The organism is Anabaena sp. TISTR 8404 (genome assembly GCF_056847745.1).
In genome coordinates, this window is the sequence record NZ_CP180578.1 from 1,002,533 (window position 1) to 1,014,723 (window position 12,191).

Below are 12,191 nucleotides of genomic sequence, written 5' to 3' on the forward strand. Positions count from 1 at the left end.
GAGACAGTTAATAAAGAATGTCAAATTACGAGCAGTAATTTGTCAGAAATAACAAACTTTATAAACCTAAACAGATAATAAAACCTAGCCTATACAAGGCTCTGTTACCTTTCACCTGCTATAACTTTCAAGCCTATTCCCTGGTAGAAATCAGGCTGGCAACTACTGCTGCTAATTCTGATGGTTCGATTGGTTTGGTGAGATGGCGCTGAAAGCCTGCGGAGATAACCTTTTGGGAGTTAGCCTCGCCAGCAAAAGCAGTTAAAGCGATCGCAGGTAATTTGCTGGCGGGAGTTGTCGTTCTTACTTGCTCAATTAGCATATAGCCATCCATTGTCGGCATACCAATATCACTTAACAGTAAATGTGGTTGTGTTTGAGCGATCGCTTGTAGTGCTTCTGTGGCTGAGTTTACAGCTTTGACTGTCGCACCATACTGTTCCAGGATATAAGTTAGTAAATTCAGGGTATCAACATCATCATCGACAATGACTATCTGCACACCTTGAAGATTTGGGGCATTTTCGGTTAAAGGATAATCTATAGATGTTTCAGGAGTAGCAACCATCAAGGGTAACTGCACTGTAAAGGTTGCGCCTAAATTTTCTCCGGGACTAGTAACTTGCACAGAACCACCATGCAATTCTACAAGGTGACGCACAATTGCTAATCCTAGTCCTAGTCCACCAAATTTTCTGGTTGTGACATCATCGGCTTGGCGGAAACGTTCAAAAACATAAGGTAGAAATTCTGCACTGATACCTTTGCCTGTATCAGTAACTTGGATTTCGGCAGAATTGCCAACTTTTTCTAGTCGTATTGCTACCCGACCGCCTTCTGGTGTAAACTTAACCGCATTTGTGAGTAAGTTCCAAATAATTTGCTGTAAGCGGTTGGGGTCGCCTGCAACTTTAACTTCACCAATAGCAAACTCTGTATGCAGGTGAATCGATTTGCTTTCAGCTGCTAGACGCACCGTTTCTAGTGCGGCTTCAATGGTACTGGCCAAATCAACCGTACAGATATTCAAACTGAGCTTACCACGCAAAATCCGCGAAACATCGAGTAAATCTTCGATTAACCGTGCTTGTAATTTTGCATTGCGCTCGATGGTTTCTAGGGCTTGGGTTGTCTTGGCTGAATCTAATTTGCGACTCTTGAGCAGTTTTGCCCAGCCGAGAATGGGATTAAGAGGCGATCGCAATTCATGAGAGACAATTGCTAAAAAGTCATCTTTCATCCGGTTGGCTCTTTCGAGTTCTATTCTGGCTGCACGTTCTCGTTCTAAAGCCTGCGCCCGTTCTTCTTCGGCTTGCTTGCGCTCGGTTAAGTCCAGAATAAAGCAAACCCATCTAAATGGATTACGGCTTAATAAAGTTGCTCCTAATAAAATCGGCACACGGGAACCATCTTTGCGGATATATTCTTTCTCGAATGGAGTACAAACACCAGATACAAATACTTCTTCCACCTTGGCTCGATCCAATTCACTGTATTCTGGTGGAGTCATGTCTTGCCAACGCAAGTTACCTGCTAATACATCTGCTTCGGTGTAACCAAGCATCTGTAAAAAGGCATCATTGGCAAAGGTAATTTTGTCTGGTTCGGCTTCAATAATGCCGATAATGCTTGATTCTAATAGCTGTCGCAGCCGGGATTCACTTTGCCGTAGAGCTTCTTCGACTGCCTTGCGATCGCTAATATCAACATTGACTCCTACCATCCGCAAAGGTTTACCTTCGCGATCGTAGTAAACTTTGGCTCTGGCATGAAGCCAATGAATACTTCCATCCCGCCAAATGACGCGAAAGTCGGTGATAAACTCGCCTGTTGTTAAGGAATTGACTATATCTGTATGTGCCTTGGCTAAATCATCGGGATGAACCCATTTTTGCCAATCTTCGTAAGTTCCTCCAAACTCACCAGGTTGTAAACCGTAGATTGCTTCTAATTCTTTTGACCAAATATTAACGTTAGTTGGAATATTCCACTCAAAGCTGCCAAGTTTGCCAACTGCTTGAGCTAAATCTAGCCATTCTTGCTTTTGCCGTAATGCTTCTTCGGTTTGCTTGCGCTCAGTTATATCCAGAAAAGCTCCAATTACACCCCTAACCGTACCGTCATGATCGCGCAAAGGTGCGGCTTTACCGTAAATAAATTGCACATTATCTTCACTAAAAACAAATTCAAATTCTCCCTCAGTCTCTTGACCAGTCAGACCTGCTTGCTGCATTGGTAATTCGTTGAGGGGAACATCTTGACCATTTTTTTGGATTTTAAATGGAAAAGGGTACTCTCCACTGACCGGAGTCGCTGTCATAACTGCGCCTGGCTGTAGGCGCATCAATTTATATGCACTACGGTTAACTGTCATTTGATGACATTGGGGATCGTGAGCAATCCAAACTGCGGCTGGTACAGTTTCCATAATGGTTTCTAGTTCTTCAGCCCGTGCTTTGGCCAGTGCTTCACTTTGGCGCAGTTTCTCTTCAGCTTGCTTGCGTTCTGTAATGTCTACATTGACTGCTATTGCATTAATAATTGCTTTGGTTTCATCGTGGATAGGTATAGCAGAATTGAGAATGGTTTTACGTTGCCCATCAAAGGTTTCAATATCAATTTCTTCACCAATTAATGTCTCTCCTGTAGCTAGAGTCCGGGCAAGTGTCCATTCATGGGCGGCAATTAATTTACCAGTATCAGCCCACCATCCTTTGTACTGATGGTATTGACTCGGCTCGTCCAAATATGGAGCCTTGTTTCCCCAAATTGCTTTGACAGTTGAATTAATTTCTAACAGTTTTCCCTTAGCATCAGAGATGATGACTCCCACTGGCAGAATATCGAGAATGGCGCGTAGCAGTTGACCTTCGCGATCGCGCTTTGCCTGTTCTTGAGCTAAAATCGCTTCGGAATGCTTACGCGCAGTAATATCAGTCAGCATAGCAACCATACCAGAGAATTTTCCCTGCTCATTCAAAATTGCGCTCAGAGAAATAATTACCCAAAGTGGCGATGCGTTTTGGCGGCGTAAATGCACTTCAAACTGCCGTTTACTCTCTTGGTGGTGTTGCTGATTTTGCTCTAGCCATTGCTGAATTTCGATTTGAGCCTCATGTTCCATAAAATCGAAAATCGAGCGATCGCTCATCTGCTCTACACTATAACCAAGCATTTGGGCTAACTGAGAATTGACATATTCTGTGTGTCCTTCTTGGTCAAATATCCAGATGCCTTCATAGGCTGTCTCCAATAGACGGTGATAGCGCTCTTTTAGCTTTGCCAGCTTGGCTTCGGATATTTGTTTAGCAGTATGTAGTTCAGAATTTAAGGAACTAATTAACAGTGCTATTGAGCTAAAAACAATTAGCTGTAGTATGTCAGTCCAACTGCTGGGTATTAAAGAGTAGATTGGTGGAACAAAAAAATAATTATTGACTAAAATAGCCAAGACCGTAGCTAATAAGCCAGGAGCGAATCCACCATACCAGCTACTCAAGACTACCGCAGCAAAAAAAAGTGACGAAACTTCTATATTGATCAATTTTTCCAGCGTTAAGCCTAGTAGCAGCGCCATTAACACGGAGAAAACAGAAACACAGTAACGCTGCAAACAGAAGCGCTGGATTTTTGACATACTGCAATAATCCTTGGCAGTAAACTGTCTCTAAGACATAAAACTTTTGTTAATGGTGCATAAGCACCTTGAGATATATCTTATCTAAATATTTGAGATATATCTTATCTAAATATCAAAGTTGAATGTCTATTAGTTGATTAAATCCCGGCTTACTTAAAGCCTTCATAAAGTGTTACACAATATACTTGCCATTTCAAAAAACAAGTGATAACTTCTAGTTGTGTGTGAGGAGCAAGTTGAAATTAAAAAGCACCAAGAGTGGAAACACGGCAACACTCTCAGGTGCTTTTTAATTTGGGGTTAGTAAGCATACCATAATATGTGCAATTAGTAAAACTGTCACACAACAGATTTACTAATTCAAAAAATAAATGCTATTTTATATTTGTGTGTGAGGAGCAAGTTGAAAAGAAAGAGCGCTTGGGGTGGAAACACGGCAACACTCCCAGGCGCTTTTTCATTTGTGAACGAACCTACGCAAGGATTTAGAGTATAAGGAAAAATCCTCTGCTTACACCCCTACCGTGTACACACAAGTCGAAAATTCTCACCTTGAAACCATATCCCGCCTAGAACTTTAGTTCTAGGCTAATAGCGAAAGTCCACTTAAGTGGACTGAATTTTTTTTGAGTTCTCTTTAGAGGACTTGCACTATAAGACTCGGAATTTATTCCGAGGCGGGACAGATGCGCTATACCAAAATTTGTGTATACACCGTAGCCTTACACCCTTACACCCAATCTCAAAGCATAAATCTTGATGAATTATATTACTCTGCCACAAAAGTCCACTCCCGCACTTTGATGGGAGCTTGTTGAAGTGCTTGAATTAGTTCGGATGGACTTTCAAATTTGACTTGGGTTAACTCACAAGCTTCGACATTGACAGTAAATTTTTCATCTTCAAACGGCCAGGGTTGGACAGTTACCAAAGAATCGCTGCGTTGCATAATGTCATAACGTTGACCATCAGGCCCCTGACTAATTTCTAAAAATCTTTCATCGGCAGGTAGTTCATCTTGACAGAGAATAAGTGATAAGCGATCGCACCATTGCATAAATGCGTAAGCCGCATCCGCCTCATCTTCTTCAATTCCTAAATCTTTGCGCCAATGTTTCTGTTTTTGCACTTGTTCGTCTAAAAATTTATCTAATGCTGGCGATTTACCTCGTTTCGGCTCATTTATCCGACACAAGTGCTTAGAAATGAGTAAAGTTACCCAACGCCCACGATAGTGAGCATTTTTGACCAGATTTTCTAACTTATCAACTTCGATGCTGGGATTCAGCATAAAATCCATCGGTGCGCCAGCTGCGGTGAGATTATCTTCTTCCCACTCTTTTTCTAAGTCATCGTGATGGGAAATTGCTGCTAGTGTTTCATATAACCGTGGTGGTGCATTTTTCCGTCGCCACTGTCCTGCTAGTTGCGCTGCGAGTAAAGCATGGGCGCGATGATAAATAACTTCCCAACCATTTTGTGTAGGTTTAACAATCACAAATCAATCTCCCTAGAAAAGTTCTCAGTTCTGAGTTTTGCGTTACAAAAAGTAGAAAGAAGAAATAGACTTTTTTTGACAATAAAGAGAGTCAGGGAAGAAACTCCCGCTGACTCAGGTGATTGTCATTGAGGTTGACAAGGAATTAGGAGGAAAGAAAATTTAGTTCGTCTTGCGTTCTAAAGGGTTAGCTACATATTTGAAAGCAGGCTCAGAATTCCAAGGGCCACGCTCATCTTGAGTGCCATTACTTGACAGATTGTAGTAAATATTCACTGTTTCATCAGGCTGAATATTACCAAAGAATGGATCTGTCAATTTACCCAGTGAATCTAATGCTTTCATAAACATCTGGGTATGAGAAATTTCACGAGTTAAAAGATGCACCAATGTATTTTTAGTACCTTGGTCTGGTGCTAATTTAATTAACTCTTCGTAAGTTTGACGAGCGCCAGCCTCAGCTGCAATGTTAGCTCTCAAATCACGCACTACATCGCCACCTTCATTGATGTAGTTGGCTGTCCAAGCATTACCTTGGCTATCTAAAAAGTGAGGGCCAATCCCACGTATAGCGAACAAAGTGCTTTTATAAGCTTCTGTTTGGTCGGTATTTTTAGTATGAGATTCGATGAGTTTTCCAACCATCTCTAAATGCCCAAATTCTTCAATTGCAATATCTTGCAACATATCCCGAATTCCAGCATTTTCCACGTGGAAGGATTGCACCCAATATTGCAGAGCAGCCGTTAATTCGCCAGTTGCTCCACCAAATTGCTCAAGAAGTAACTGAGCAAACCGGGGATTACTTTCATTAACGTTGACAACATGAATTGGCTCTTTCTTATGGAAAAACATGCAATGCCTCTTCGATTATTTTCTGCAAAAATAGTTGACAATAAATTTATTGCCTTGGCAGTTTATAGTTTTTAACTGCATCTTTAGATAATTTTGGATACTGCCAATAATATGATTAGTGTGTTGTTCTTTGAGAACTAACTTTCTACAGGAGGTCTATCATGGTTGCAATCATTGAAAAACCATGTTTTCTGATTGTCAAGAGTGTTATTGGTAAAGCTTACCAAACACACTCTGGATTTAATAATGATTTGTTCACAGTAGTTTATGCATTGCTGCTTCTTTGCAATAGTCCCCACAAGTAAATAGCAATTATCGCGCCAATAACTGCGATAAATAAACCTGGAATACTAAAACTGGTGGCTGTCAATTGCAAAGTTCCTGATTGTAACAAACTATATAAACTACCACCAATAAATGCACCAACAATACCTAAAATCATTGTTGAAAGAATTCCACCACCTTGATAACCAGGGTAAATGGCTTTGGCGATCGCACCAGCTAAAAGACCTAAGATTATCCAAGCAATAATATTCATAACGACCTCAAAAATCTCATCTGTAATCAGATTAACAATCTTGATTTCTTAGCGTTTCTTCCAGATGAGGTAAGTTTTGAAGTCAAAAGATAGATAGAAGTTTCTCTACCAATTTATAGATAAAAATATTCTGCTTAATTTTTACTTAGTATTAATAGATTTTTGTATAAATTTTAGATATTGAATTTACATTAATTCTTAGAATCAGAAGATATCACAATTCATACTTGTAACCTAAACCAAAGCTTAAACACAGATGTAATTCCTAATTCAAAATCCAAAATCTAAAATCCAAAATTACATGAGTAGCTAATTACTCAACTTATCCTGAACTAATAAAACTGACTTTACAGGTCGCTTGATGAAATTTCCTTGTGCATCAACTTTGCCGTACAAGGCTTTACCATTGTAATAAAACGAAGATGAACTACCTCCATCCAGGTTCATTGCTTCAGATGCACCAAGCATTTTCATCAAGTCTGCAAGTTGCTGCAAAGATATACCAGAGTTATTAGGTTGTGCAGGTTTTTGAGCTACCATCACTAAGATAATGCTGCCATCACGGGTAATACCAACAGCAGTTCTAGCGTTGGGCTGTTGACTCCCTAGTGCATCGCGTCCGTTAGCGTTATCTACAAAACCTTCTTGCACTGATGTAAGTTTAGGTAATAATCTGGGGCCAGCACCAATAAGATCAATTAAGCGACAATCTGCTGGTAGTGGTTCATTGTGCAACGCGATCGCATAACGGGTAGTTTGCCCACATAAATAGCGGCGCAATTGGCTACGATTCAAAATTGCAATCAGGTAAGGCCTTAATTTCGGATTATTAATTAAGCGCTCATTATTTCTGGGGTCAGCAATTAATTGACCATTAACGATAATATATGATGTCGATTTTTGATTGGCTGGGTCAAAAAAGCCAGCGTTGAAGACAGCAACGGCTCGATGCTGCTGGGCAAATTCCTCTACAGTGTTTACCTGCGGTGATAATGCCGGAGTTACTACAAATTTGCTGTTAGCTGGAACCAACAAAACGTGAGCTATACCTTGAGGCAAGGTGCGTTCAAAGTAGCGAACTGTTTTTGGTGGTGAGGGTTTAACCGTTGGCATCGCAGAAGATATCGACTGTGAGGAAGAACCTACGCCCAACCACAACGGCAACACACCTACACTCACTATTGTTAAACTCAGCAGCCAGATTTTTTTCATGTGGTAAACTTCAACGTTGCTGCATGAATATTAAATGATTAGCGATCGCTTTAGGATTTCCAAGAAATAAATTATTCATCTTGTGGGATGGGTGTCCTCACCCGTCTTCTATTAAAGGCAGGCTAGAAGCCCACCCCACAAGAAAATTTAGAATATTTTTAGGGTGGAAGTCCTTTAACAATGCAAGGCAACACATTAATAATGCGAGGCGGCACATTAACAATGTAAAGCAACACATTAATAATGTGAGGCAATACATTAATAATGTGAGGCAATACATTATTAATGCCAGGCAACACATTAACAATGTGAGGCAATACATTAAGATTGTCGATAAAAACTTGTGTGTACACCGTAGAGGTTTGGGGAAGGGTGTAAAACTATAGGGATGTAAGAGTCTAGGTGTTCAAAACTCTTACACCCAGCTTTAACAGATAACCTTTGTGCGTAAGTCGTAGAAAAAAAGACTACTTTGTCGTCCTCAACATCATAGTCTCAACTAAAGACCGCCATAAGCGATCGGGAAGAATCGCGTGCAGAAGAAAAAACACTTCCCCGTAAGGAGAATAACGCAATCTTTCGGAGCGATCGCTTGCTGCTCGATAAATTGTTTTAGCAACACCTTCAGGTGCGGCTAGAGAATCATTGATTTTCTCATTGAAGTTTTTTACTTGATTAACCATATCTGTGTAAGCAGGATGATTCGCCCAAACAATGCCATGATTAATAAAATTTGTCTTAATCCCACCAGGCTCAATAATTTTGACACGAATCCCAAAGCGACGTAGTTCATAGCGTAGAGATTCAGATAGTCCCTCTACAGCCCATTTACTTGCATGATAAGAAGACACGAGCGGAAAAGCCAGACGGCCACCAATCGAAGCAACGTTAATAATTGTGCCTTCGCCCTGTCTGCGCAAAATAGGTAAAATTTTTTGTATTGTTGATACAAGTCCAAAAAAATTAGTTTGGAATTGATGTTCTAACTGTTCTGGTGTTACTCCTTCGAGTGGCCCCATCAGCGCATATCCGGCATTATTAACTAATACATCTATCTGTCCGAAATGCTCTAATGTCTCGCGCAATGCTGATTCGATGGTTTCTGGATTCGTAACATCCAAATACGGACAGATGAGGTTTTTTGCTTTCGTCCAGTCGCCGGCTTTTTGAGGCGATCGCATTGTTGCAGCAACATTCCAGCCTTTCTCTAAAAAATACTTTGCTGTCGCTTCACCAATTCCACTCGAAGCACCTGTAATCAAAACTGTCTTACGCATCACTGGCTTCCTGAAATTTCAAAATTGCTATCTGAAAGAAAGCCTAAACTGTAGAGTATACTCCACAGTCAAGTGAGATTTGAAAGTTTTAGGTGAATCTGATGTTGATTGGTGAACTCTCGAAAAAAACAGGATTATCAAAAGATACAATTCGTTTTTATGAAAAGATAGGACTGATTACTGCTCATGAAAGACAGGCAGGAACAAGAATATATAAGGAATTTAGTATAGATACAGTAGAACAACTGCGGCTGATAAATCAAGGTAAAGCCTTGGGGTTTACTTTGAATGAAATTAAGCAGCTAATAAATGAATGGGGAATTAATGAAATACCTAAAACTGAGCAAATACTAATTATTGAACGCAAACTCCAAGAAATTGCCGAAAAGATGCAACAACTAGGAGAAATAAAAACTTATCTAGCAGACAAACTCATTAGGTTGAAACAAGCAGATAGCAATAGCCAAGACAGTTAAGACATCAGAAAAGAATCAAACTGAACAGCAAAAAACTTTTAAATCTGTCACCTGTTACCTGTCATCTTTTCTTCTTAGGACTTACACAGTGATACCAATATAAAAGGTTTAGATACAGCAGATTGCAAGTGAATGAGGTACAAATTTGAACAACAAAGCTATATAGTAAGAGGCTCAAAGCTGTTCCCCGTTCCCTGTTCCCTATTCCCTGCTGTAAGTATGGAGTGAAAGTGATTAAATTGCACGAGAGAATTGTTTGTCTCGTGTTTGATTATGAACATCAAAAACAACCGCAATATTTCTCACCAATAATCTACCGATGTCTGTAATTTGAATGTGATGGTCAGATAATTTAAGCAGTCCATCTGCTGCTAACGGTTGTAATGCTTCTAGTTCTTCGGCGAAATATTGATCAAAATTGATGTGATATTTCTCTTCAATATCTTGCTTATACAATTGAAAATGAGACATAATACACATGATGACATCTCGACGAATAATGTCATCTTGAGTTAGTTTGATACCTTTACTAACAGGTAAAACATTGTTAGCAACTGCTTGATAATAATCTTTTAATTGTTTATGGTTTTGAACATAGGCATCGTTTAACATACTAATTGATGTTGCACCAAAACCAAATAAATCTGTCCCAGCGTGAGTAGTGTAACCTTGAAAATTGCGTTGGAGGGTGCGATTTCGTTGGGCGATCGCTAATTCATCATTAGCTTTAGCAAAATGATCCATGCCAATAAATAAATACTGACTACTTGTTAATTCCTCAATAGTCATTTTCAAAATTTCTAACTTTTCTTGAGGCTTTGGTAATGCGTCTTGAGGAATATTTTTTTGCGCTGGTTTTAACCAAGGAACATAAGCAAAGTTAAATACAACAATTCGGTCTGGATCTAATGCAACTGTCTTTTTGACCGTTTCTCGAAAGGTCTGAAGCGTTTGATAAGGTAAACCATAAATTAAATCGACATTCACACTATCAAACTTCGCTGTTTTAATCCAGTCCATAACATTAAATAATAATTCTTCTGGCTGGATGCGATTAACAGCTACTTGTACTTCATTATTAAAGTCTTGGATACCAAAACTAACGCGATTAAATCCTAGTTCCCGCAAAAAGAAAATATACTCTTTATCGACGTAGCGGGGATTAATTTCAATGGAAATTTCTGCTTGGGGGTCAAAATCAAAGTGTTGTGTAATTTGCTTCCACAAAAATTCTACTTGCTCAAGTTCTAAGTAATTAGGTGTACCACCACCCCAATGCATTTGTAATACCTTTCTCTCTGGAGAAATCAAGGTAGACATGTGCTTGATTTCTTGGGCTAAATGTTCCAGATAAGGTTTGGCAATATTCTTGTTGTTGGAAATTACTGTATTACAGCCGCAAAAATAACAAGCACTTTGACAAAAAGGTATGTGGAAATAAAATGATAGCGGAGATTTTCTTTGATTGGAAGTGGCGATCGCATTATAAAAGTCATCTGTCGTAAATGCTTCACTTAACTCTGTAGCAGGTGGATAACTAGTGTATCTCGGTGCAGCCGTGTCGTACTTTTTGATCAAATCCAGATCAAATTTGACACTAGGTGAAATAAATACCATCAAAACCTCCAATGTATTGGGTAGGCTGTATTTTCAATTCTGAAAATCAGCCAAAGTGATTGGTTGTAGAGCAGAAAGCAGAAGTAGTAGGTTGGGTGGAGCGTAGCGTAACCCAACACAATCTTTGGGTTCCACATTCGTTACACCCAACCTATAAAAACTAGTAGGTCGAGCCTCTAGTAGTAGGTTGGGTGGAGCGTAGCGTAACCCAACACAATCTTTGGGTTCTGAGTAAAGAGTAAAAATACTAGTCCCCAGTCTCTAATCTCTCTTTTTTGTAGCTGCTGTCTAGTTTAGATATCAGTTGTAGTGCATGATGTGTTGACTCAAACCAAACAGCTTAATTTCTTGAAAATTAATTAGTTGCAGTTGCTTCAGTACTGCCGGAGTTGTGAGAACGAGTCAGGTTATTAAATAATACTTGACCGATCGCTCTAATTAAACTTCCTTCTAATTCCTCAGCCATTTGCATATTGAAACTAAAGGCATTATTGGCTTCAGCTACAATGCGATCGGCTGTAGCATCATCAACAGGTACAGCATTTAAAGCATCACGGTATTTGTCTTTAAATGCTTTTTTGTCGGGAATTTGGTCAAAGTTATAAAAAGATGTCCCTTCGTAGCCAGAAAGCTTGAGGGTTGACTGGGCAATTTTTTGTAACATCTGACCGCCAGAAAGGTCGCCCATGTAGCGGGTGTAGGCATGACCAATTAATAATGCAGGTTCAGATGCAGATAATTGTTGAATGCGGGCGATGTATTTCTTAGCATTATTGGAAGGTGTGATTAAATTTCGCCAGTCGTTGCCATAGTAAAATACCATATCTTTTTCTAAAGCTGCCCGGCGATTCAGTTCAGGAAAGTACAATCCACCAATAACAGGATTGTTTTGGTGACTGGCTAATGCTGTTTCTAGTTCGGTGTACACAAAATACAAGTTGCTGAGAAACTTTGCAAAGCAGTCTTTATCTACAACACCTTTGAGAAAACATTTCATGAATCCGACATTTTCTGCGGCTGTGTGAGCTTTTTGCGTACCAGAACGCAGTTTGACGGCTAGATTACTACTCATTTTTGC

The 12,191-nt window shown here is 39.7% G+C and carries 9 protein-coding genes; 1 reads left to right on the forward strand and 8 read right to left on the reverse strand.

Features of this window, described 5'->3' with window-relative positions; all coding sequences use genetic code 11:
• Positions 1-133 precede the first annotated feature (133 nt).
• The 6 genes from ACMX3D_RS04295 to ACMX3D_RS04320 all read right to left on the reverse strand — a co-directional run bounded on the left by ACMX3D_RS04295 (position 134) and on the right by ACMX3D_RS04320 (position 9,020).
• Entirely contained in the window at positions 134-3,637 is a 3,504-nt protein-coding gene (locus tag ACMX3D_RS04295) for a hybrid sensor histidine kinase/response regulator (RefSeq protein ID WP_482750231.1), read from the reverse strand.
• A gap of 772 nt (positions 3,638-4,409) precedes the next feature.
• Positions 4,410-5,138 (reverse strand): DUF3891 family protein, encoded by a 729-nt coding sequence (locus ACMX3D_RS04300; protein ID WP_482750232.1) that lies wholly within the window; start codon positions 5,136-5,138, stop codon positions 4,410-4,412.
• A gap of 162 nt (positions 5,139-5,300) precedes the next feature.
• On the reverse strand, positions 5,301-5,993 hold the full coding sequence (locus ACMX3D_RS04305; protein WP_482750233.1) for a manganese catalase family protein: 693 nt from the start codon (positions 5,991-5,993) through the stop codon (positions 5,301-5,303).
• 265 nt (positions 5,994-6,258) lie between these two features.
• Positions 6,259-6,531: a GlsB/YeaQ/YmgE family stress response membrane protein gene (locus ACMX3D_RS04310; RefSeq protein ID WP_482750234.1), complete on the reverse strand. Its 273-nt coding sequence runs from the start codon at positions 6,529-6,531 to the stop codon at positions 6,259-6,261.
• Positions 6,532-6,840: 309 nt separating this feature from the next.
• Positions 6,841-7,743 (reverse strand): phosphodiester glycosidase family protein, encoded by a 903-nt coding sequence (locus ACMX3D_RS04315; protein WP_482750235.1) that lies wholly within the window; start codon positions 7,741-7,743, stop codon positions 6,841-6,843.
• A gap of 467 nt (positions 7,744-8,210) precedes the next feature.
• Complete coding sequence (locus ACMX3D_RS04320) at positions 8,211-9,020, reverse strand: SDR family oxidoreductase (RefSeq protein ID WP_482750236.1); 810 nt, start codon at positions 9,018-9,020, stop codon at positions 8,211-8,213.
• A gap of 101 nt (positions 9,021-9,121) precedes the next feature.
• Here ACMX3D_RS04320 and ACMX3D_RS04325 point away from each other — a divergent pair, with 101 nt between their 5' ends.
• Positions 9,122-9,496, forward strand: a complete 375-nt coding sequence (locus tag ACMX3D_RS04325) for a MerR family transcriptional regulator (protein ID WP_482750237.1) — start codon at positions 9,122-9,124, stop codon at positions 9,494-9,496.
• A gap of 234 nt (positions 9,497-9,730) precedes the next feature.
• Here the strand turns inward: ACMX3D_RS04325 and hemN are convergent, their stop codons facing one another.
• Both hemN and ACMX3D_RS04335 read right to left on the reverse strand, forming a co-directional pair.
• Positions 9,731-11,113, reverse strand: coding sequence for an oxygen-independent coproporphyrinogen III oxidase (gene hemN / locus ACMX3D_RS04330; RefSeq protein WP_482750238.1), 1,383 nt, complete (start codon positions 11,111-11,113; stop codon positions 9,731-9,733).
• 355 nt (positions 11,114-11,468) lie between these two features.
• Positions 11,469-12,185, reverse strand: a complete 717-nt coding sequence (locus ACMX3D_RS04335; RefSeq protein ID WP_482750239.1) for a biliverdin-producing heme oxygenase — start codon at positions 12,183-12,185, stop codon at positions 11,469-11,471.
• Positions 12,186-12,191: the final 6 nt, after the last annotated feature.

Bases quoted from the DNA above. Each gene is read 5' to 3' on its own strand.
- ACMX3D_RS04295 (WP_482750231.1), bottom strand. From the start codon at position 3,637: ATGTCAAAAATCCAGCGCTTCTGTTTGCAGCGTTACTGTGTTTCTGTT.
- ACMX3D_RS04305 (WP_482750233.1), bottom strand. From the start codon at position 5,993: ATGTTTTTCCATAAGAAAGAGCCAATTCATGTTGTCAACGTTAATGAA.
- ACMX3D_RS04310 (WP_482750234.1), bottom strand. From the start codon at position 6,531: ATGAATATTATTGCTTGGATAATCTTAGGTCTTTTAGCTGGTGCGATC.
- ACMX3D_RS04315 (WP_482750235.1), bottom strand. From the start codon at position 7,743: ATGAAAAAAATCTGGCTGCTGAGTTTAACAATAGTGAGTGTAGGTGTG.
- ACMX3D_RS04320 (WP_482750236.1), bottom strand. From the start codon at position 9,020: ATGCGTAAGACAGTTTTGATTACAGGTGCTTCGAGTGGAATTGGTGAA.
- ACMX3D_RS04325 (WP_482750237.1), top strand. From the start codon at position 9,122: ATGTTGATTGGTGAACTCTCGAAAAAAACAGGATTATCAAAAGATACA.
- hemN (WP_482750238.1), bottom strand. From the start codon at position 11,113: ATGGTATTTATTTCACCTAGTGTCAAATTTGATCTGGATTTGATCAAA.
- ACMX3D_RS04335 (WP_482750239.1), bottom strand. From the start codon at position 12,185: ATGAGTAGTAATCTAGCCGTCAAACTGCGTTCTGGTACGCAAAAAGCT.